Origin of the sequence: Stutzerimonas nitrititolerans (assembly GCF_003696285.1) — a bacterium.
Classification (GTDB): Bacteria; Pseudomonadota; Gammaproteobacteria; order Pseudomonadales; family Pseudomonadaceae; genus Stutzerimonas; species Stutzerimonas nitrititolerans.
In genome coordinates this window covers 1-20,000 of sequence record NZ_RFFL01000013.1, presented here as the reverse complement: position 1 = coordinate 20,000, position 20,000 = coordinate 1, and the positions used below count along the sequence as shown (strand labels likewise).

The window sequence follows — 20,000 nt, the reverse complement described above, 5'->3', positions numbered from 1 at the left end:
TTCGGGAGAACTGATTGCATGCTGAGCGATGACGAACTGCTGCGTTATAGCCGGCAGATACTGCTGAAACAGATCGATATCGATGGCCAGCTGAAGCTCAAGCAGAGCCGCGTGCTGATCGTCGGGCTGGGCGGATTGGGGTCGCCGGTGGCGCTGTACCTGGCCGCAGCGGGCGTCGGCGAGCTGCACCTGGCGGATTTCGACACCGTGGACGCGACCAACCTGCATCGTCAGATTCTTCACGACACGACGTCGGTGGGGCGGACCAAGGTGGATTCGGCCATTGAGCGGATCGAGGCGCTCAATCCGCTGGTCAAAGTTGTGCCTCTGCGCACGGCGCTGGATGCCGACTCGCTGGGCCCGGCCGTCGCTGCGGTGGACCTGGTGCTGGACTGTACCGACAACTTCGCGATTCGCGAGGCGGTCAATGGCGCCTGCGTGGCGGCCGGGAAACCGCTGGTCAGTGGTGCGGCGATTCGCCTGGAAGGCCAACTGTCGGTGTTCGATCCCCGCGTTGCGAGCAGTCCCTGCTATCACTGCCTCTACGGGCACGGCAGCGAAGCCGAGCTGACCTGCAGCGAGGCCGGGGTGGCGGGGCCGCTGGTGGGGCTCGTGGGCAGCCTGCAGGCGCTCGAAGCGTTGAAGCTGCTTGCCGGCTTCGGTGAGCCACTGGTGGGGCGGTTGCTGCTGATCGACGCTTTGACCAGTCGCTTCCGCGAGTTGAAGGTCAAGCGCGACCCGGCCTGCGCGGTCTGCGGAACGCGCAATGGATAGAGCGAACGCCCCCGTTGGCGTGTTCGACTCCGGCGTGGGTGGGCTGTCGGTGTTGCGTGAGATTCGCGCGCGCCTGCCCCGAGAGGGATTGTTGTACCTGGCTGATAGTGGCAATGTGCCCTACGGCGAGAAGAGCCCCGACTTCATTCGCGAGCGTTGCCGTTCGATCGCCTCGTTTCTGCTGGATCAGGGAGCCAAGGCGCTGGTGCTGGCCTGCAACACCGCGACCGCCGTCGGGATCGCCGAGTTGCGCGAGCGCTATCCTCAGGTGCCGCTGATCGGCATGGAGCCAGCGGTAAAGCCTGCCGCCCGAGCGACACGCAGTGGCGTCGTCGGCGTCCTGGCGACTACCGGTACCTTGAAGAGCGCGAAGTTCGCCGCGTTGCTCGATCGTTTCGCCAGCGACGTGCGGGTGGTTACCCAGCCCTGTCCGGGCCTGGTCGAGTGCGTCGAGGCCGGCGAGCTGGCCAGTGCCGCCACGCGCGAGTTGCTGGCCGGTTATGTGCAGGCCCTGTTGGCGCAAGGTTGCGATACCGTGATTCTGGGTTGTACCCACTATCCGTTTCTGAAACCGCTGCTTGCCGACATGCTGCCCGAGGAGATCACGCTGATCGATACCGGGGCAGCGGTGGCGCGCCATCTGGAAGACGTGCTGGCCGCCCGCGGGCTGCTGGCCGATGCGGGTGCGGGTGTGAGTTTCTGGAGTACGGGTGATCCGGCGCGGTTGAGCAATATCCTGTCTACTCTGTGGGGAGAGGCGGCGCCGGTACGGTTCCACGCAGGTTAGGAACTCCCCGCTTCGGTAGCTTTCCGAAGTAGAGCGAACGCTCTAATGAATAAAACTAACGACCATTCTGGAAAGGAAGTTCCCATGAAAAAGCTGATCCCCCTTGCTGTGGTTGCGGCGGTCTCTCTTGGGCAAGCAGCGGCCGTTCAGGCGGCGAACGTCACGGCTGCAGTCGGCCAGACAGGCGAGTCGACCATGACTTATCGGCTCGGTGTGCAATTCGATTTCGGCAGCAGCTGGTTCCAGTCCAGTGTCGGGCGGCTGACCGGTTATTGGGATGCGGGTTACACCTACTGGGAAGGTGACGAAACCTCCGCCAATCACAGCCTCTCGCTGACGCCTGTATTCGTGTACGAATTCGCGGGCGATTCGGTCAAGCCCTATCTCGAAGCGGGTATCGGCGTCGCGGCGTTCGAGAGCACCGAGATCGAGGGGAAAAAACTGGGCTCTTCCTTCCAGTTCGAAGACCGGCTGGGCGCGGGCCTGCGCTTCGCAGGCGGGCATGAGGTGGGTATTCGTGCCATTCACTACTCGAACGCCGGCCTGAAGAACCCCAACGACGGCATCGAGAGCTATGCGGTGCATTACCGGATGGCGTTTTAAAGAAGGGCGGCTGGCCGCTGCCGCGAGCTCGTAGGAGCGAGCCCTCCCTCTCCCTTTTGGAGAGGGGAGCTCCCAGTCGTAGTGGCCTTAACCGTTCTCTTCGATCTGCTTGTTCTTCCAGCCTTCGCCGCCCGGCAGCACGAGGTTGAGCACCAGCGCGATGATGGCGCACAGCGAGATACCGGAAAGACTGAATTCGCCATAGCCGATCATCATGCCGCCGATGCCGAATACCAGGGTCACCGACACGATGATGAGGTTGCGGGCTTCGGATAGGTCTACCTGATGGCGGATCAGCGTACTCAGGCCGACCACGGCGATGGAACCGAACAACAGGCAGAGAATGCCGCCCATTACCGGCACCGGGATGCTCAGCAGTGCCGCGCCGAATTTGCCGATGAAGGCCAGGACGATAGCGAATACGGCCGCCCAGGTCATGATCTTCGGGTTGTAGTTCTTGGTCAGCATCACCGCACCGGTTACCTCGGCATAGGTGGTGTTGGGTGGGCCGCCGAACAGGCCGGCCGCCGAAGTGGCCAGGCCATCGCCCAGTAGCGTGCGGTGCAGTCCCGGTTTCTTGATGAAGTTGTTACCCGTCACGCCACCGATGGCGACCACGCCGCCAATGTGCTCGATGGCCGGGGCGAGGGCCACCGGAACCATGAACAGGATTGCGCCCAGGTGAAATTCCGGGGCGACGAAGTTGGGCATCGCGAGCCAGGGCGCGGCTGCGATACCGGCGGTATCGACCACGCCGAAGGCGAGCGACAACCCATAACCCACGGTCACGCCGGCGAGGATCGGCACCAGACGGAACAGGCCCTTGCCCAGCACGGCGACCAGCAGGGTGGTCAGCAGTGCCGGCATGGAGATCAGCATGGCCGTTTCATACGGCACCAGTTGGGCGCTGCCGTCACCGGCCTTGCCCATCGCCATATTGACGGCCACTGGCGACAGCGCCAGACCGATGGAGATGATGACCGGGGCGATTACCACCGGAGGCAGCAGCCGGTCGATGAATGCCGGGCCCTTCAGGCGCACCGCAAAACCGAGCAATATATAAACCAGGCCGGCCGCCACCACGCCACCGAGTACCGCCGGCAGGCCGAACTCACCCTTGGCTGCGATGATCGGCGCGATGAAGGCAAAGCTCGACGCCAGGAATACCGGCACCTGGCGCTTGGTCACCAATTGGAACAGCAGCGTGCCGATTCCCGCGGTGAACAGCGCCACGTTGGGATCCATCCCGGTAATCAGTGGCATCAGCACCAGGGCGCCGAAGGCCACGAACAACATCTGCGCGCCGGCCAGCGCCTGGCGCCCGAGCGGCTCATCCATGGCTTGCGACATGCTCAGACGTCCTTCTGCTTGGTGCCGAAGATCTTGTCTCCCGCATCGCCCAGGCCCGGCACTATGTAACCGTGCTCGTCGAGGCGTTCATCGATGGAGGCCGTATAGATGATGACCTCCGGATGCGCCTTCTCAACCGCCGCGATCCCTTCGGGAGCCGCCACCAGTACCAGCGCGCGAATTTCCTTGCAGCCGGCCTTCTTCAGCATGTCGATGGTGGCGACCATGGAGCCGCCGGTTGCCAGCATGGGGTCGATGATCATCGCCAGACGCTGGTCGAGATTGTCCACCAGGCGCTCCAGGTAGGTATGGGCCTGCAGGGTTTCTTCGTTGCGGGCGATGCCGACCGCGCTGACTTTCGCTCCGGGAACCAGGTTGAGCACGCCGTCGAGCATGCCGATACCAGCCCGCAGGATAGGAACCACGGTGATCTTCTTGCCGGAAATCTTCTCGACCTGGACCGGTCCGCACCAGCCCTCGATGCTGTAGTTCTCCAGCGGCAGGTCGCGGGTGGCTTCATAGGTCAGGATCGATCCCACTTCCTGAGCCAGTTCGCGAAAGTTCTTGGTGCTGATATCGGCTCGGCGCATCAGGCCGAGTTTGTGTCGGATCAGCGGGTGGCGGATCTCTCGAATGGGCATGGATGGCTCCGGCGGGCATATAAACCGGCGTAGATTAATGCATCGCTGGACCAGCGGCTATTGATGAGTCAATTCTGCACTTGCGAGCCTGGGAACCACATCGGTATCGTCGCGCCCTTGCTTTGCGTGCAGCCAAAACGGAGCTGGCGCTCTCTCTCATTACTTCAGTGGAAAATCGCCTATGTCCGTCGATCTCGCTCACATCCGCCAAGTCATGGCCGAAGCCGACTGCCTGCATCCCGAAGCCGAGGTGGAAGCCGCCATCGATGCCGTGGCCAGCCAGATCAACGCGCAACTGGCCGAGCGTAATCCCGTGGTGTTCTGCGTGATGAACGGTGGCCTGATCTTCGCGGGCAAGTTGGCGCCCAAGCTCAACTTTCCGCTGGAGCTGTCCTATCTGCACGCGACGCGCTATTGCAATCAAACCAGCGGCGGCGAGTTGTTCTGGAAGGCCAAGCCGGAAATTTCCTTCATCGACCGCGACGTGCTGATCATCGATGACATCCTCGACGAGGGGCACACCCTCGGCGCCATCATCGACTTCTGTCGGCATGCCGGCGCCGCAGCCGTACATACCGCGGTGCTGATCGACAAGGACCATCAGCGCAAGGCGCGGCCGGACTTCAAGGCCGATTACGTCGGGCTGACTTGTGTCGATCGGTACGTCTTCGGTTATGGCATGGATTACAAGGGTTACTGGCGCAATGCGCCGGGTATCTACGCCGTGAAGGGGCTATAACATGGCGCTTCTGTAGCCAGCTTGCTGGCGTGCATTCAATGTCCTGCCTGGCCGCGAAAAGCCTGCGGCCAGGCCGCTCCATGACCTGCCGGTAATCCGGGAGAAGCATCAGCCGCGAATGGTCGGCTTCATCGCCGGTTGGCGCCACTCATCTGTCCTTGTGTTTCGTTTCGCCTCAACCGCTGCGCATCGGTAACGTTCTGAAGCGTCGATTGCCGTTTTCCTATGTCACGCCTGCCCGAGCCATCAGGCGCTTGCGCTGCACCTTGTCGCCCCGGCTGGGCTGGCAAGGTGCTATTCCCTCCTCTTTTCCGCCTACCGGGTCGCAACTGCTCTAGATCGGGGCTTGCGCCAATTTTGCCGACGGCTAAGCTCTCGGAAGGTTTGGCCGTCGGTGCATAGGTTGCTACGCCCCGAGACGTAGGCACAGCCCGCAGGCGAAAGGCCTGTTCATACTTAAGGATTACAAAATAAATCAAACCTTAGTGCGCTTAACCCATTGCCACCGTCTGGTTAGGGTGGAGCGTACTTCGAACCAACCAGGAGCGCCTCATGACAAAAACAACAAGGCAAGGATTCTTCCAGCCCAAGACACTGGCCCTCGCCGTTGCGCTGGGCACTGCTGCACCGGCTTATGCCGTCAGTTTCAACATCGGGGAAATAGAAGGTCAGTTCGACTCGTCCATGTCTGTCGGGGCCAGCTGGGCGATGGATAGTCCAGATATGGATCTGGTGGGGTCGGCCAATGGCGGCACGGGCTACACGCAAACTGGTGACGATGGACGTTTGAATTTCAAGAAGGGTGAAACCTTCTCCAAGATCTTCAAGGGCGTGCATGACCTCGAATTGCGCTACCGCGACAGTGGCGCTTTCGTTCGCGGTAAATACTGGTACGACTTCGAACTGAAGGACGAAAGCCGTCTGCACAAGGACATCAGTGACAGCAACCGCAAGGAGGCTGCTCAATCCTCCGGCGCGGAAATTCTCGACGCCTTCCTTTACCACAACTACTACGTAGGTGATTTGCCGGGCACTGTACGGATCGGTCGCCAGGTGGTGAGTTGGGGCGAAAGCACCTTTATCGGTAACTCTATCAACTCCATCAACCCACTCGATGCTGCTGCTTTCCGCCGTCCTGGCGCGGAAATCAAGGAAGGTCTCATTCCGGTCAATATGCTCTATGTTTCGCAGAGTCTCAGCGATCGCCTGAGCATGGAGGCGTTTTATCAGTTGGAGTGGGACCAGACTATTGCAGATAACTGCGGCACATTCTTTTCGGGTATGGATGTGGTCCAAGACGGTTGTACTGATTTTGATGTATCAACGAACGCCATTGCTGGGACTGGCCTCGATCAAATCGCGGCTGGAGCGGGGCTTGGATATGCCGTTACAGAAGAAGGGATTCGAGTTCCTCGCGGTGGCGATCGGGACGCTCGCGACTCCGGTCAGTTTGGCTTGGCGCTTCGTTGGCTTGGCGATACCACGGAGTATGGCCTTTACTTCATGAATTATCACAGCCGAACTCCTGCTCTCAGTACTCGGAACCCTGGCTTGGCTACTTATGGAGCGGTGGGTGGCTTTGATCCGGCTACTGGGACTGGATCAGGAATCGTTGGGGCGACGGCTGCGCAATTGCTCCCTCTCCTTCAAAGTGGGGCAATTTCCCAGGCGGAGTTTGCTGGTTTGCTGCAGGCACAAGGCGCGGGGGTTCTCCTTGGGAATGGACAGTATTTTCTAGAGTATCCAGAAGATATTCGCCTTTACGGAGCGAGCTTCTCAACCACTCTGCCAACCGGTACTGCGTGGTCCGGAGAAATCAGCTATCGACCCAACGCTCCGGTGCAAATCAATGCCACCGACCTGGTATCGAGGCTTGTTAATCCGGCATTTGCTGGTCAGGAGCACCGCGGATACAACCGTAAAGAAATTACTCAAGTCCAAACTACTTTTACGCACTTTATCGACCAGGTGCTGGGTGCCGGTCGCGTAACTCTGGTTGGTGAAATCGGCTACGCCCATGTGGGTGGACTTGAGAGCAAGAGTGAGCTCCGCTATGGCCGCGACTCCATCTTTGGTCTGGATACACCGGAATATGGTAACCACGGCTTCGTAACCGCTAACTCCTGGGGCTACCGTCTGCGTGCTTTGGCTGACTACAGCAACGTTTTCGCAGGCGTGAACCTGACGCCGAACGTCTCCTTCTCCCACGACGTCGATGGCTATGGCCCCAATGGTCTGTTCAACGAGGGTTCCAAGGCCGTGAGCATCGGTGTGGATGCGGTGTACCAGAACACCTATACCGCCAGCCTCTCCTACACCGACTTCTTCGGTGGCGACTACAACATGCTGACCGACCGTGACTTCCTCGCCTTCAGCGTCGGCGTGAACTTCTAAGGAGGCCTGTGGATGTTCCTGCCGAGGCCTGCATGGGCCTTGGCAGGCGAAAGGGATACGCAAGGCCTCCGGCCAAACAAGATCAAGAGGAACTGGAATCGTATGAAAACAACAAGAAAACTATTCAGTGTCTTGGCCCTCTCCCTGCTGGCAAGCAGTGTGATGGCCGCTGTATCGCCTGAAGAAGCGGCCAAGCTCGGCACTTCGCTGACGCCGCTGGGCGCGGAAAAGGCCGGCAACGCCGACGGCACCATCCCCGCGTGGACCGGTGGGCTCGCGACCGATGCGGCGCCGTTGAAGAACGGTCACCTCACCAATCCCTTCAAGGATGAGCAGCCCAAGTTCATCATCACCGCGCAGAATGCGGAAGAGTACAAGGACAAGCTGACCGCTGGGCAGCTGGCGATGTTCAAGCGCTATCCGGAAACCTACAAGATCCGGGTTTTCCCGACCCATCGCACCTCGGCCTTGCCTGACCAGATGTACCAGGCGGCCAAGACCAGCGCGCAGAAAACCGAACTCGTGGCTGGTGGCAACGGCCTGGCCAATTTCACCGACAGTCGTTACTACGCCTTCCCGATTCCCCAGAATGGGCTGGAAGTGATCTGGAACCACATCACCCGCTATCGGGGCCAGAACAGCCGCCGAAATATCGTCCAGGCTACTCCGCAAACCGATGGCAGCTACAACCTGGTGCATTTCGAGGATGAGGCCGCCTATCCCAGTTTCATGCCTGACCTCGATCCCGAACGCGCCAAGAACATCCTGCTGTTCTTCAAGCAACGCGTAACCGCGCCATCCCGCCTGGCCGGCAACGTGCTGCTGGTGCACGACTCGCTCGACCAGGTCAAGGAGCCGCGCCAGGCGTGGATCTATAACGCCGGTCAGCGTCGCGTACGCCGCGCACCGCAGGTGGCCTACGATGGCCCGGGCACCGCGTCCGACGGCATGCGCACCACCGACAACTTCGACATGTTCAGTGGCGCCCCGGATCGTTACGACTGGACCCTTGTGGGCAAGAAAGAGCTGTACATTCCCTACAACAGCTACGAGATCAGCTCCAGCGACATCAAGTACAGCGACGTCATCAAGGCGGGCCACGTGAATCAGGACCTGGCTCGCTACGAGCTGCATCGGGTCTGGGAAATCGAGGCCAACCTCAAATCCGGTGAGCGCAACATTTATGGCAAGCGTCGCTTCTATGTCGATGAAGACAGCTGGAGCATCGTCGAGTCCGAGCTGTACGACGGTCGTGGCCAACTCTGGCGCGTCGGCGAGGCGCACATGGTGCAGTACTACCAGCACCAGGTTCCCAGCTACGCCTTCGAAGCCCTCTACGATGTCATCTCCGGGCGTTACATCGTCAATGGCATGAGCAACGAGGAGAAACCCCACGAATTTGGTTACAAGGCATCGGCACGTGATTTCACGCCAGCCGCGCTGCGTAACGCCGGGGTTCGTTGATCGCTTGACCTTCAGCTTGTGAATGAGGCGGCCGGTTGGCCGCCTTTTTTATTGGCTTGCAGAAAGCCCGAATTCAAGGGGAGAGGGGTACGCAGGACGGCGTCTGTTGATATGGCGGGGTAGCAATTAGCCACTCGTCATCTCGGCCTGAGAGAGTCAAGGTGTCGACAAAGCGGCGCTGATCAGGCAGCGTTGTACCCGCAGTGCAGCGTATCCAGCATGGCGGGCTTGGCGGCGAGGGTCAGGGCCGAGCGCCGTTGATTCGCTTACTGTGCTCAATGGACTGATACGAACAAGAGAAACGTCACCATGTCCGTACGCTTCAACCCTGAGGCAATCAGCGCAGAAGCGCCCACCCGGCTCTCGGTAACGACCCTTCCACGTCTGCCGCCGGTGCATGTTCTTCGACCGCGCCTGACCGATGCCTTGCTCGAAGCCGATTGCCGACTGCGTCTGATCTGCGCGCCAGCCGGTTTCGGCAAGAGCGTGTTGATGAATGAGTGCGCGCGACAGCTGCCGGATGGCACGCGCCTGGTCTGGCTGGATCTGGGCGGGCGCGCCTGCTCACCGGAGGAGCTCTATACCAGGCTGTGCGCTTCGCTAGCGGTCGTGCCCTCGGCTGGTGGAGATATTCACGAACATCTGATCGCGCTGTTGAAGGCCTGCGAACAGCCGCTATGGATCATGCTGGATGACTATCCGCGTGAGGTCACTCCCGAGTTGGACGCCTGCCTCGATATGCTGCTGGAGCTGAGCCCCGAGTCGCTCGGGTGGTGGGTGAGCAGTCGGCGCCAACCGGCCTGGAAGTTGCCTCGCCTGTTGCTACAGGGCGACCTGTTCGAGCTGGAGGCCACCTCTCTGGCCTTGACCGGCGACGAGCTTCGGCAGTTGCTCGAGCTGCATGGCCTGGAGCTCGCCGATGACAGCTTCCAGCAATTGCTGGCTGGCACCGAAGGCTGGCTGGCGGGGGTCTGCCTGATGTTGCTCAATGCTGACGAGCAGGCATTGCGCGAGCGACTCGTTGCCGGCACGCAGCTGTTGCGCGACTACGTGCAGCGCGAAGTGCTCGAGGGGCAGAGCGAGGAGATCCGTCATGCACTCTTCGCCTTGTCCCGGGTGCCGCGTTTCTCGGCGCAGCTGTGCGATCACATACTGGACGGCGTCGGTAGCGAAATCCTCGAGACGCTGAAAACCTTCCAGCTGTTCGCGCGCCAGATCGACAACTGCGGCGAGTGGTTTCGCTTGTGGCGACCGCTGGCGCTGATGCTGCAGCGCATGCCCGGGGCCGTGGCGTCTACCCAGACGCATCTGCGCGCATGCCAATGGTTCGCCAGCCGCGGTGAAATGCGCGAGGCGGTGGAGCATGCGCTCTGGGCGGGCCAGCCGGAAGTGGCGGCCAATTACCTGCAGCGTTACGGTCAGGAACAACTGCTGATCGGCGACAACGTGTCGCTCTTCCTGAAGTGGCGTAGCGAGCTACCCCAGGACCTGTTCGCCAGTACCACGCGGCTGATTGTCTTGCACAGTTGGGCACTGGTCATCTGTGCCCGGCTGGACGAGGTGGACGAATGCCTGGCCGACCTCGCCAAGTTCTTTCCGCAACCCGATGCCCGTCGCCAGGCGCAGCTGTTGGCGCAATGGCAAGCGCTGCGCGGGTTCGTGGCGCGCTTGCGGGGCGAGCCGGAAGCGCGTGACCACTGCCTGCAAGCACTCGAGGTGCTGTCCGATCATGCCTGGGCGCAGCGGGTGCTGTGTTATCAGGTCCTGTCACAGCAGGCGATGGCCGAGAGCGAGCTGGAGCTGGCGCTGCATTACAACGCCGAAGGCATGAAGTTGGCCCGCCTGAAAGGCAGCCTGTTGTACGAGACGATGCTCAGCGTCGATCGTGTTCAGTTGCTGGAGATCACCGGTGAGTTCGAGCGCGCAATCGGCGTGCTCGAGGAAAGCCTGCGAGCCCTGCGCGACAGCGTGCGGCACAGCCCGATCATCGGGCGATTGAAACTGCTGCAGGGACACCTGCTGGCTTATCAGGGGCTCGATGAGGCGGCCCGGGAAGCCTATCAACAGGGCCGGATAGAGACAGAAACCTGTGGCGATTCCTATGTATTCTTCGGTTATGTGGGGCTGGCGGAGCTGGCCGCTCGCAACCAGGAGTTTCCCGCGGCCTACCATTGGCTACGGGAGGCGGAACGGCTCACCCAGTGGCGACATGTGCCCGAGGCGCGGTTCCGCGGCATTCTGTCGCTGATCACCGCGCTGACCTGGCTGCACCAGGGAAAGCTGAAGAAGGCGCGTGCGGCGTTGGTCGATGTGCTCGAATCCTATGAAGACCAGGCGTACCTGGCGCCTTCCGGTTTCTACGAATTGCTTCCGCGCGTGCAGCGCTACCTCGCCGTGGTGGATCTGCTGGCGGGGCGGGCGGCCCAGGCGGTTGGCGCGTTGCAGGCGCTGATCGAGCAGAACCTGCGTACGCAGCGGCTGGGCCTGGCCTGCGAATGCCGCTTCACCCTGGCCGAAGCCTTGCAGCAGTGCGGGCGACATGCTGAAGCGGAACAGGAGTTGCGCAAGGCACTCGTCGAGGCGGCTCGTCAGCAGTTGACCAAGCCACTTCTCGAGCTGCAACAGCGTCAGCCTCAATGGTTGGCGAAGATTCTTCCAATCTCCAAGGGCGAAAGCCTGGGTGAGCGACTGCTGCAATTCCAGCGTGATTCGGACGATTCGCCAAGCGCGAGTGACGAGGCCGTGCTGAGCAATCGCGAGTTGACGGTACTGCGGCTGATTGCCCAGGGTTGCTCGAATCAGGAGATCGCCGAACAGCTGTTCATCTCGCTGCATACGGTCAAGACCCATGCGCGGCGCATCAATACCAAACTGGGCGTGGCACGACGCACACAGGCGGTGGCACGGGCAAAGGCCCTCGGCTGGTTCTGAGGTCGTGCTCCTCCGGCGGACTTCGCAGACGCAGCCGAAAGCGCTGCCAGTCCTGTCGGGGCATCGTGGGCGATGGCGTTATTGTTGTTATGACGCTGGAGCGGGGGCGGGAGGGGTTGTCCTGAGAACGGTTAGCGCAGCATTGCCTGCATTTGCGTCAGCTGTCGAACATCGGAGAGTTCGCCGCGTTCGATCGCCAGGCTGAGTTGCAGGCTGGTGATCAGGCGTTCCAGTTGCTGCTGATCGCGCCACTGGGCGCTGCTGATGAAGCGCTTCACCGCGACCCCTGCGGTATCCGTCAAGGTCAGGAGAATGCTGCCGTCGGGCTTCTGGATACTGAAATTCACACTGTAGTTTGGTTGAAACACGTCGCTGATTTTCTTGAACGGGCTCTTCATGCCGTCACCTCTGGAATTGGCCGCCCCCAGTTGACCCGTCGATACGTTAACTAGTTTCGAGGACAAGAAAGCGGCAAACAGCCGCATCAGGTGCCGGTTTCAATGCTCTCTGGCAGCTCGGCCAGCACCTCCGGGTTGTTCTTGAAGGCCTTGGCGAACAGCTCACGATGGCGAGCCATGAAGATGCCGATATCGTCCGCCTGGCGCTCGGTCAGTTCAGGCGACACCTTCTGCAGGGTCGCGGCCAGCGCTTCGGCCAGCTCGAGCATTTTGTCGTGACGATCGGCTTCGGCTTTATCCATGAACAAACGCTCCAGGTCCCGGCTGCTGCGGTATACCACTTCGACGGCCATTTACCACCTCGGCTCAATTGGCAGATTGATTACTGGTTTTTTATACAGCATATGCCGTTGCGCCGCCGATGAACAGTCATGACGTGTCAGCGCTGCGTGAATCAGTCGGCGAATCGACCTTGCAGCCGCTCGGCGCTGAACCTCAGGGTGCTGGCGCGATAACCCGGGCGAAGCGAAGGCAGCGGCATGCAGGCCTCCCACTGTGCGCCGGGCTGCAGGTCGCCCGGGCCCTCATAGCGCGGCGAGTCGTGGCGAACCTCCACCAGGTTGACCTGAGCGCCCGGCGCGTAGGCGGCGATCTCCCATTGCAGGTTCTGCAACGGTTGCGGACTCTGGTTACGCAGCACCACATGCAGCGGCTGGGAGGCCGGGCAGTGCTCCGGGGCATGGCTGAGGCGCAATTCGAGCTGGGCGAGCAGGCTTCGTTCGCGTTGCTCCTGCCAGAGCACCCAGCCCGCGACCAGCCCCAGCCCCAGCACCGCGCCGAGCGAAATGGGCAGGGCGCGCAGTGGGTAGCGGACCAGAAGGATGACCCAGGTAGCGATCAGCAATGCGCCAATCAGCATGGATAAATGCCGGAGTTGTTCATTGGGTTCTCCAGTAGGACGAGTCCTGCATGCTACATGCGCTCTCGCGATTGAGCTCAATTGTCGCTGACGTCGGGCCTGGCATGGCTGGCCAGGCGCTCCAGCGCAGCCCGCAGCTTGGGATCGTTGATGCCACGTGCCGTTTCCTGGATGTTGTCGGCCGCGCGGCTCGACAACTCCGGCGCCGGTCCGACCTGGTGCCTGGGCGGGGCTGGGGGTTGAACCCGCAGGAGGATTCTGGTCAGGCCGGTGAATTCCTCCATCGCCTGTAGCTGGCGCAGCAGGCGGCGTTCCTGATAGCGAAGGCGCGTGGCCCAGTGGCCATCCGTCACGATCAGCAGCAGGTGCCCGTCTTTCCAGGACGCCACGTGGCAGTGCTCGCGCGCGGCTGGTTGCAGCTGGCTTTCGACCTTTTGCTGAAGACGGTCGAGGCGTCTGGCTTCGCCGAACAGCGCTCGCAACGGCTTGGCTTCGCGCAGCAGGGCGGCGGGCGCTCGGGCCGGTAGCGGGCGTAGGGACATGAGAAAACCTGCCTGGGTGTCGAAGCCGACATGGTAGCAGAAGGGCGATGGCAACCCGGAGACGGTCAGCGATCACCGTTGCGCCTCCGTAATAAAGCCGAAATCCTGGACGCCGTGCTGACCAGCAGGTCATTTCGATTTGCGAATCCTTCGTGATAAGGCTGCGTGGCAGGCACCTTTCCTCGGGGGCTTTTCCGAGTAGAATGCCCCTCTTTGCACGCGACCGTGGTGGTTCGCAGTGCTGCCTCCATCCCCAGCATGGAAGATTCTGTCTATATGTTTGCGCCTTTAATGAAGAAACTCTTTGGAAGCAAGAATGAGCGTGAGGTCAAGCGCATGCTCAAGGCGGTCCAGGCCGTCAATGCACTCGAAGAGCAGATGCTGTCGCTGTCCGATGAGCAATTGCGAAACAAGACCGAAGAGTTCAAGGCCCGCCTCGCCAAAGGCGAAACACTCGACCAGATTCTTCCAGAGGCTTTCGCGGTCTGCCGTGAAGCCGGCAAGCGCGTGATGGGTATGCGTCACTTCGACGTACAGCTGATCGGCGGCATGACGCTGCACGAAGGCAAGATCGCCGAAATGCGCACCGGTGAGGGCAAGACCCTGGTGGCGACCCTGGCGGTTTACCTCAACGCACTCGCCGGCAAGGGCGTGCACGTGGTCACGGTGAATGACTACCTGGCCCGCCGCGACGCCAACTGGATGCGCCCGCTGTACGAGTTCCTCGGCCTCTCGGTCGGTATCGTCACGCCGTTCCAGCCGCCGGAAGAAAAGCGCGCCGCCTACGCCGCCGACATCACCTACGGCACCAACAACGAATTCGGCTTCGACTACCTGCGCGACAACATGGCGTTCAGCCTCGAAGACAAAAACCAGCGCGAACTGAATTTCGCCGTGATCGATGAAGTGGACTCGATTCTCATCGACGAGGCACGTACCCCGCTGATCATCTCCGGCCAGGCCGAGGACAGCTCCAAGCTCTATCAGCAGATCAACCAGCTGATCCCGACGCTCAAGCAGCACATCGAGGAAGAAGAGGGCGTCGTCACCCAGGAGGGGCATTTCAGCATCGACGAGAAGACCCGTCAGGTCGAGCTCAACGAGCAGGGCCACCAGTTCGTCGAGGAAATGCTGACCCAGGCCGGCCTGCTCGCCGAAGGCGAAACCCTCTATTCGGCGCATAATCTGGGGCTGTTGACCCACGTCTACTCCAGCCTGCGTGCGCACAAGCTGTTCCATCGCAACGTCGAATACATCGTGCAGAACAACCAGGTGCTGCTGATCGACGAGCACACCGGCCGCACCATGCCCGGGCGTCGCCTGTCCGAAGGCCTGCACCAGGCCATCGAGGCGAAGGAGGGGCTGCCGATCCAGCCCGAAAGCCAGACGCTGGCCTCGACCACCTTCCAGAACTACTTCCGCCTGTACAAGAAGCTCTCGGGAATGACCGGCACCGCCGACACCGAAGCCTTCGAGTTCATGCAGATCTACAACCTGCCGGTGATGGTCATCCCGACCAACAAGCCGCTGGCGCGCAAGGACTACAACGACCTGGTCTACCTGACCCAGGAAGAGAAGTACGCGGCGATCATCGCCGACATCAAGGATTGTCAGAACAACGGTCGCCCGGTCCTGGTGGGCACGGCGACCATCGAAAGCTCCGAATACGTCTCGCGCCTGCTGGAGAAGGAAGGCATCGAGCACAAGGTGCTCAACGCCAAGCACCACGACAAGGAAGCCGAGATCATCGCCCAGGCCGGTCGCCCGGGTGCCGTCACCATCGCCACCAACATGGCCGGCCGTGGTACCGACATCCTGCTGGGCGGCAACTGGGAAGTCGAAGTCGCGGCGATGGAGAATCCCACCGAGGAGCAGATCGCGCAGGTCAAGGCTGATTGGCAGAAGCGCCATCAGGCGGTTCTCGAGGCGGGCGGATTGCATGTGATCGCTTCCGAGCGTCATGAATCGCGCCGCATCGACAACCAGCTGCGTGGCCGTGCCGGTCGTCAGGGCGATGCCGGCTCCAGCCGCTTCTACCTGTCGCTGGAAGACAGCCTCATGCGCATCTTCGCTTCCGATCGGGTGAAGAACTTCATGAAGGCGCTGGGCATGGAATCCGGCGAGGCCATCGAGCATCGCATGGTCACCAACGCCATCGAGAAAGCCCAACGCAAGGTCGAAGGACGAAACTTCGACATGCGCAAGCAACTGCTCGAATACGACGACGTCGCCAACGAGCAGCGCAAGGTCATCTACCACATGCGCAACAGCCTGCTGGCAGCCGACGAGATTGGCGAGACTATCGCCGAGTTCCGTCGCGAAGCGCTCGAGCAGGCGATCAACCAGCACATTCCGCCGCAGTCGCTGCCGGAACAGTGGGACATCGCGGGCCTCGAAGCCGTGCTGTACAGCGATTTCGGAGCGAAGTTGCCGGTGCAGCAGTGGCTCGACGAAGACGACAAACTCTATGAGGAAACCCTGCGCGAACGCATCCTGCAGATGCTGACCGATGCCTACAGGGAGAAGGAGGAGATGGCCGGCGCCGAGGCGCTGCGCAGCTTCGAGAAGCAGATCGTACTGCGGGTGCTGGACGACCTGTGGAAGGACCACCTGTCGACCATGGATCATCTGCGTCACGGCATCCATCTGCGTGGCTACGCCCAGAAGAACCCCAAGCAGGAATACAAGCGCGAGTCCTTCGCCCTCTTTCAGGATCTGCTCGAATCCATCAAGCGCGACGCCATTCGTGTGCTGTCCCACGTCCAGGTGCGTCGCGAAGACCCGGTCGAGGAAGAGGCTCGCCTGCGCCGCGAGGCCGAGGAGCTGGCGCAGCGCATGCAGTTCCAGCACGCCGAGGTTTCGGCGCTGGACGAGCCCAAGGCCGAGCCGGAAGCCGAAGGTGCCGCGGCGCCTGCGATGGCACCGGTACGCACCGAGCCGAAGATCGGCCGCAACGAGCCATGCCCCTGCGGTTCCGGCAAGAAGTACAAGCATTGCCACGGGCAGGTTCCGTAAGCGGTTTTTGAGAACTGTCTGAACTGCCCCCTCTCCCCGACCCTCTCCCGCGAGGGGAGAGGGGGAACGCTTGCCTGGATCTCAAAGTGATCGAATCCCGGCACATACTTCCCTCTCCCTTGACGGGAGAGGGGCCAGGGGAGAGGGTGATCAGGCCAGCCAGATCATTGCGCGTGTTCTCTCCGGGCAAGTGCGTACCGCTCGTTGGCATGTCTACTGCCTGTCGAACAGAACAGCGATACCGCCGCTCGCGGCGTTTTTTCTTCCCGTTTTCGTCGCGGCCGATGGGCCGTCAACTTCTAAGGAGCGCATCCATGGCTGTCGGTCTTGGTCCTTTACCTGTGCTGCACCCGGTTCCCGGTTTCGAACTCGGCATCGCTTCGGCGGGTATCAAGCGACCCGGCCGCAAGGATGTCGTGGTGATGCGCTGTGCCGAAGGCTCGCGCGTGGCCGGTGTCACCACCACCAACGCCTTCTGCGCGGCACCGGTGCTCGTCACCCGCGAGCGGATGCAGGGCGAGGTGCGTTATCTGCTGACCAACACCGGCAATGCCAACGCCGGCACCGGCGCCGACGGCCTGGCTAATGCCCGTCGCACCTGTGCCGCTCTGGCTGCGTTGACCGGCGCCGAAGAGCAGGCCGTGTTGCCGTTTTCCACCGGTGTGATCGGTGAGCCGCTGCCGGTCGAGAAGATCGAAGGTGCGCTACAGGCGGCACTGGCCGATCTGGACGAAAACCACTGGGCCGAAGCCGCCACCGGCATCATGACCACCGACACCCTGCCCAAGGGCGCCAGCCGCCAGTTCCAGCACGACGGCGTGACCGTCACCGTGACCGGCATCTCCAAGGGCGCCGGCATGATCCGGCCGAACATGGCAACCATGCTCGGTTACATCGCGACCGACGCCAAGGTGACGCGCAGCGTATTGCAGGACCTGGTACGCGACGCGGCGAACAAGTCATTCAACCGCATCACCATCGACGGCGACACCTCCACCAACGACTGCTGCATGCTGATCGCCACCGGCCAGGTGAACCTGCCTGAGATCACCGAGGCCGCTGGCGAGCTGTTCGCCAAGCTGAAGCAGGCGGTGTTCGAGGTGTTCATGGAAGTGGCCCAGGCCATCGTTCGTGATGGCGAGGGTGCAACCAAGTTCGTTACCGTGCAGGTCAACGGCGGCGGCAACCACCAGGAATGCCTGGACGTCGGCTACGCCGTCGCCCATTCGCCATTGATCAAGACCGCACTGTTCGCCTCCGATCCCAACTGGGGACGCATCCTTGCCGCCGTCGGCTATGCCGGCGTGCCGAACCTGGATGTGAGCCTGATCGACGTCTTCCTCGGCGAGGTCTGCATCGCCAGCCGCGGTGGCCGTTCGCCCAGCTACACCGAGGAGCAGGGGGCGGCGGTGATGGCCCGTGAGGAAATCACCATCCGCATCGAACTGGGGCGTGGCAGCTGCAGCGAGACCATCTGGACTACCGATCTCTCGCACGAATACGTGAAGATCAACGCCGAATACCGGACCTGAGACGAGCGATCTGGAGCGTCTTGGTCGGATGCTCCGTCGGTTTTTCCACTTAGGACGCACATGAAACGAATCCACGTCGCCGCCGCGGTCATCCGTTCCGCGGACGGCCGTATCCTGATTGCGAGGCGTCCGCTGGACAAACACCAGGGCGGGCTCTGGGAGTTTCCAGGCGGCAAGGTCGAGGCGGGGGAATCAGTCCAGGCGGCCCTGGCGCGAGAGCTGCTCGAAGAGCTGGGTATCGAGGTGACCCGAGCTCAGCCGCTGATCCAGGTTCGTCACGATTACCCGGACAAACAGGTACTGCTGGATGTCTGGCAGGTGCTGGCGTTTCGGGGTGAGGCCCATGGCGCCGAGGGCCAGCCGCTGGCCTGGGTGACGGCGAGCGAACTGGATGGTTTCGAGTTTCCGGCAGCGAATCGCCCGATCATCAGCGCGGCGCAGTTGCCGGATCGCTATCTGATCACGCCAGAAGGGCTCGATACGCCGCAATTGCTGTGCGGAATCGAACGGGCATTGGCGCGTGGCGTTCGTCTCGTTCAGCTGCGAGCGCCTGGTATGCCGCTAACGGCTTATCGCACGCTTACTGCCGATGCGTTGGCCTTGGCAGCGGGACAGGCGCAGCTGATGCTCAAGGGGCCGGCCGAGCTGCTCGGCGAATTTCCCGATGCCGGCTGGCACCTGACGGCTCGGCAACTGCGTGAATATGCCGGAAAGGCCCGTCCGTTGCCGCCGGAACGCTGGTTGGCAGCCTCTTGTCACGATGCCGAGGAGCTGGCGCTCGCGGATGGATTGGGGGTGGACTTCGTTACCTTGTCGCCGGTGCAGGCGACTTCGTCCCATCCCGAAGCATCGCCGCTGGGCTGGTCGCAGGCGAGCGAGTTGCTGCTAGGCTTCAACCAGCCGGCCTATCTGTTGGGCGGGCTCGGCGAAGATGATTTGTCGCCAGCTCTGCGTGCGGGCGGTCAGGGCGTTGCAGCCGTTCGGGCATTCTGGCCGCCGCTGAACCCCTGAGCGGATTGCAGGTCATCATTTGCCGGTGCCGAGTATTTCTGCTCACATACGGATCGCGGTCCGCATGGATAGATAAAGTCTATCTTCGTTATTCCCTTAATCAATTAACGATATGCAGCTGACTGCGCTATCGTAGGCCTCGTTAAATTTCTGAACCCCTAAAGGAGTTAGCAGATGTCTCTGATCAACACCCAAGTCCAACCGTTCAAAGTCAACGCTTTCCACAACGGCAAGTTCATCGAAGTCACCGAAGAGTCCCTGAAGGGCAAGTGGTCGGTGCTGATCTTCATGCCGGCGGCCTTCACCTTCAACTGCCCGACCGAGATCGAAGACGCTGCCAACAGCTATGCCGAATTCCAGAAGGCCGGTACTGAGGTGTACATCGTCACCACCGATACCCACTTCTCGCACAAAGTGTGGCACGAGACTTCCCCTGCCGTTGGCAAGGCGCAGTTCCCGCTGATCGGCGACCCGACTCATCAGCTGACCAACGCGTTCGGCGTGCACATTGCTGAGGAAGGTCTGGCTCTGCGTGGCACCTTCATCATCAACCCGGAAGGCGTCATCAAGACCCTGGAAATCCACTCCAACGAAATCGCGCGTGACGTCGGCGAAACCCTGCGCAAGCTGAAAGCTGCCCAGTACACCGCCGCTCACCCGGGCGAAGTCTGCCCGGCCAAGTGGAAAGAAGGCGAGAAGACCCTGGCTCCTTCGCTGGACCTGGTCGGCAAGATCTAAGATCTTTCGCCCATTTGCCTTGCATGCTGGGGGGCGCTTCAGCCCCTCCAGCCTAACGCCTGGACGCGAACCGTCCGGGCGTTTTATTACCTGAAATTCGCAAGTGAGGTACCGCCGCTCATGTTGGATAGCAATCTCAAGACCCAGTTGAAGGCCTACCTG

General features: G+C 61.5%; 17 protein-coding genes. 11 read left to right on the top strand and 6 right to left on the bottom strand.

What is annotated here, in order from left to right; genetic code table 11:
• Nucleotides 1-18: 18 nt before the first annotated feature.
• The 3 genes from EA795_RS15955 (at nucleotide 19) to EA795_RS15945 (ending at nucleotide 2,164) form a co-directional block, all read left to right on the top strand.
• Nucleotides 19-774 (top strand): molybdopterin-synthase adenylyltransferase MoeB, encoded by a 756-nt coding sequence (locus EA795_RS15955; protein ID WP_122078340.1) that lies wholly within the window; start codon nucleotides 19-21, stop codon nucleotides 772-774.
• A complete protein-coding gene (murI, locus tag EA795_RS15950) occupies nucleotides 767-1,561 on the top strand; it encodes a glutamate racemase (RefSeq protein ID WP_014853798.1) in 795 nt (264 codons plus the stop codon). The genes EA795_RS15955 and murI overlap by 8 nt, the downstream gene beginning before the upstream one ends.
• An 84-nt stretch (nucleotides 1,562-1,645) precedes the next feature.
• The gene (locus tag EA795_RS15945; protein WP_058074138.1) at nucleotides 1,646-2,164 is read left to right on the top strand and encodes an acyloxyacyl hydrolase; all 519 of its coding nucleotides are present in this window, start codon (nucleotides 1,646-1,648) and stop codon (nucleotides 2,162-2,164) included.
• A gap of 87 nt (nucleotides 2,165-2,251) precedes the next feature.
• Here EA795_RS15945 and EA795_RS15940 read toward each other — a convergent pair whose 3' ends face one another.
• Both EA795_RS15940 and upp read right to left on the bottom strand, forming a co-directional pair.
• Nucleotides 2,252-3,514, bottom strand: coding sequence for a uracil-xanthine permease family protein (locus EA795_RS15940; RefSeq protein WP_014853796.1), 1,263 nt, complete (start codon nucleotides 3,512-3,514; stop codon nucleotides 2,252-2,254).
• Between the two features lie 2 nt (nucleotides 3,515-3,516).
• Nucleotides 3,517-4,155, bottom strand: a complete 639-nt coding sequence (gene upp / locus EA795_RS15935; RefSeq protein WP_014853795.1) for a uracil phosphoribosyltransferase — start codon at nucleotides 4,153-4,155, stop codon at nucleotides 3,517-3,519.
• Nucleotides 4,156-4,336: 181 nt separating this feature from the next.
• Between upp and EA795_RS15930 the strand changes: the two genes are divergently transcribed.
• The 4 genes from EA795_RS15930 to EA795_RS15915 all read left to right on the top strand — a co-directional run bounded on the left by EA795_RS15930 (nucleotide 4,337) and on the right by EA795_RS15915 (nucleotide 11,683).
• Nucleotides 4,337-4,894: a hypoxanthine-guanine phosphoribosyltransferase gene (locus tag EA795_RS15930; protein WP_014853794.1), complete on the top strand. Its 558-nt coding sequence runs from the start codon at nucleotides 4,337-4,339 to the stop codon at nucleotides 4,892-4,894.
• Nucleotides 4,895-5,446: 552 nt separating this feature from the next.
• Nucleotides 5,447-7,288 carry a DUF1302 domain-containing protein gene (locus tag EA795_RS15925; RefSeq protein ID WP_122078338.1) on the top strand — a complete coding sequence of 614 codons (1,842 nt, stop codon included), beginning with the start codon at nucleotides 5,447-5,449 and terminating at the stop codon, nucleotides 7,286-7,288.
• Nucleotides 7,289-7,390: 102 nt separating this feature from the next.
• Entirely contained in the window at nucleotides 7,391-8,752 is a 1,362-nt protein-coding gene (locus EA795_RS15920; RefSeq protein WP_014853792.1) for a DUF1329 domain-containing protein, read from the top strand.
• Between the two features lie 309 nt (nucleotides 8,753-9,061).
• Nucleotides 9,062-11,683, top strand: a complete 2,622-nt coding sequence (locus tag EA795_RS15915) for a LuxR C-terminal-related transcriptional regulator (RefSeq protein ID WP_014853791.1) — start codon at nucleotides 9,062-9,064, stop codon at nucleotides 11,681-11,683.
• A gap of 131 nt (nucleotides 11,684-11,814) precedes the next feature.
• On the opposite strand, the gene EA795_RS15910 is transcribed toward EA795_RS15915, so the two are convergent.
• The 4 genes from EA795_RS15910 to EA795_RS15895 form a co-directional block, all read right to left on the bottom strand.
• A complete protein-coding gene (locus EA795_RS15910) occupies nucleotides 11,815-12,081 on the bottom strand; it encodes a DUF3509 domain-containing protein (protein ID WP_014853790.1) in 267 nt (88 codons plus the stop codon).
• Nucleotides 12,082-12,167: 86 nt separating this feature from the next.
• Nucleotides 12,168-12,434: a YebG family protein gene (locus EA795_RS15905; protein ID WP_014853789.1), complete on the bottom strand. Its 267-nt coding sequence runs from the start codon at nucleotides 12,432-12,434 to the stop codon at nucleotides 12,168-12,170.
• Between the two features lie 101 nt (nucleotides 12,435-12,535).
• Nucleotides 12,536-13,000 (bottom strand): multidrug transporter, encoded by a 465-nt coding sequence (locus tag EA795_RS15900; protein ID WP_122078336.1) that lies wholly within the window; start codon nucleotides 12,998-13,000, stop codon nucleotides 12,536-12,538.
• Between the two features lie 77 nt (nucleotides 13,001-13,077).
• The gene (locus tag EA795_RS15895) at nucleotides 13,078-13,542 is read right to left on the bottom strand and encodes a DUF721 domain-containing protein (protein ID WP_058074223.1); all 465 of its coding nucleotides are present in this window, start codon (nucleotides 13,540-13,542) and stop codon (nucleotides 13,078-13,080) included.
• Nucleotides 13,543-13,818: 276 nt separating this feature from the next.
• On the opposite strand from EA795_RS15895, the gene secA reads away from it, so the two are divergent.
• From secA to ahpC, 4 genes are all read left to right on the top strand, one after another.
• Nucleotides 13,819-16,557, top strand: coding sequence for a preprotein translocase subunit SecA (gene secA / locus EA795_RS15890; RefSeq protein ID WP_122078334.1), 2,739 nt, complete (start codon nucleotides 13,819-13,821; stop codon nucleotides 16,555-16,557).
• 314 nt (nucleotides 16,558-16,871) lie between these two features.
• Nucleotides 16,872-18,089: a bifunctional glutamate N-acetyltransferase/amino-acid acetyltransferase ArgJ gene (gene argJ / locus EA795_RS15885; RefSeq protein ID WP_122078332.1), complete on the top strand. Its 1,218-nt coding sequence runs from the start codon at nucleotides 16,872-16,874 to the stop codon at nucleotides 18,087-18,089.
• Nucleotides 18,090-18,149: 60 nt separating this feature from the next.
• Entirely contained in the window at nucleotides 18,150-19,100 is a 951-nt protein-coding gene (locus EA795_RS15880; protein WP_122078330.1) for a Nudix family hydrolase, read from the top strand.
• 174 nt (nucleotides 19,101-19,274) lie between these two features.
• Complete coding sequence (ahpC, locus tag EA795_RS15875) at nucleotides 19,275-19,838, top strand: alkyl hydroperoxide reductase subunit C (protein WP_014853783.1); 564 nt, start codon at nucleotides 19,275-19,277, stop codon at nucleotides 19,836-19,838.
• Nucleotides 19,839-20,000 lie beyond the last annotated feature (162 nt).

Bases quoted from the DNA above. Each gene is read 5' to 3' on its own strand.
- EA795_RS15955 (WP_122078340.1), top strand. From the start codon at position 19: ATGCTGAGCGATGACGAACTGCTGCGTTATAGCCGGCAGATACTGCTG.
- murI (WP_014853798.1), top strand. From the start codon at position 767: ATGGATAGAGCGAACGCCCCCGTTGGCGTGTTCGACTCCGGCGTGGGT.
- EA795_RS15945 (WP_058074138.1), top strand. From the start codon at position 1,646: ATGAAAAAGCTGATCCCCCTTGCTGTGGTTGCGGCGGTCTCTCTTGGG.
- EA795_RS15940 (WP_014853796.1), bottom strand. From the start codon at position 3,514: ATGTCGCAAGCCATGGATGAGCCGCTCGGGCGCCAGGCGCTGGCCGGC.
- upp (WP_014853795.1), bottom strand. From the start codon at position 4,155: ATGCCCATTCGAGAGATCCGCCACCCGCTGATCCGACACAAACTCGGC.
- EA795_RS15930 (WP_014853794.1), top strand. From the start codon at position 4,337: ATGTCCGTCGATCTCGCTCACATCCGCCAAGTCATGGCCGAAGCCGAC.
- EA795_RS15925 (WP_122078338.1), top strand. From the start codon at position 5,447: ATGACAAAAACAACAAGGCAAGGATTCTTCCAGCCCAAGACACTGGCC.
- EA795_RS15920 (WP_014853792.1), top strand. From the start codon at position 7,391: ATGAAAACAACAAGAAAACTATTCAGTGTCTTGGCCCTCTCCCTGCTG.
- EA795_RS15915 (WP_014853791.1), top strand. From the start codon at position 9,062: ATGTCCGTACGCTTCAACCCTGAGGCAATCAGCGCAGAAGCGCCCACC.
- EA795_RS15910 (WP_014853790.1), bottom strand. From the start codon at position 12,081: ATGAAGAGCCCGTTCAAGAAAATCAGCGACGTGTTTCAACCAAACTAC.
- EA795_RS15905 (WP_014853789.1), bottom strand. From the start codon at position 12,434: ATGGCCGTCGAAGTGGTATACCGCAGCAGCCGGGACCTGGAGCGTTTG.
- EA795_RS15900 (WP_122078336.1), bottom strand. From the start codon at position 13,000: ATGCTGATTGGCGCATTGCTGATCGCTACCTGGGTCATCCTTCTGGTC.
- EA795_RS15895 (WP_058074223.1), bottom strand. From the start codon at position 13,542: ATGTCCCTACGCCCGCTACCGGCCCGAGCGCCCGCCGCCCTGCTGCGC.
- secA (WP_122078334.1), top strand. From the start codon at position 13,819: ATGTTTGCGCCTTTAATGAAGAAACTCTTTGGAAGCAAGAATGAGCGT.
- argJ (WP_122078332.1), top strand. From the start codon at position 16,872: ATGGCTGTCGGTCTTGGTCCTTTACCTGTGCTGCACCCGGTTCCCGGT.
- EA795_RS15880 (WP_122078330.1), top strand. From the start codon at position 18,150: ATGAAACGAATCCACGTCGCCGCCGCGGTCATCCGTTCCGCGGACGGC.
- ahpC (WP_014853783.1), top strand. From the start codon at position 19,275: ATGTCTCTGATCAACACCCAAGTCCAACCGTTCAAAGTCAACGCTTTC.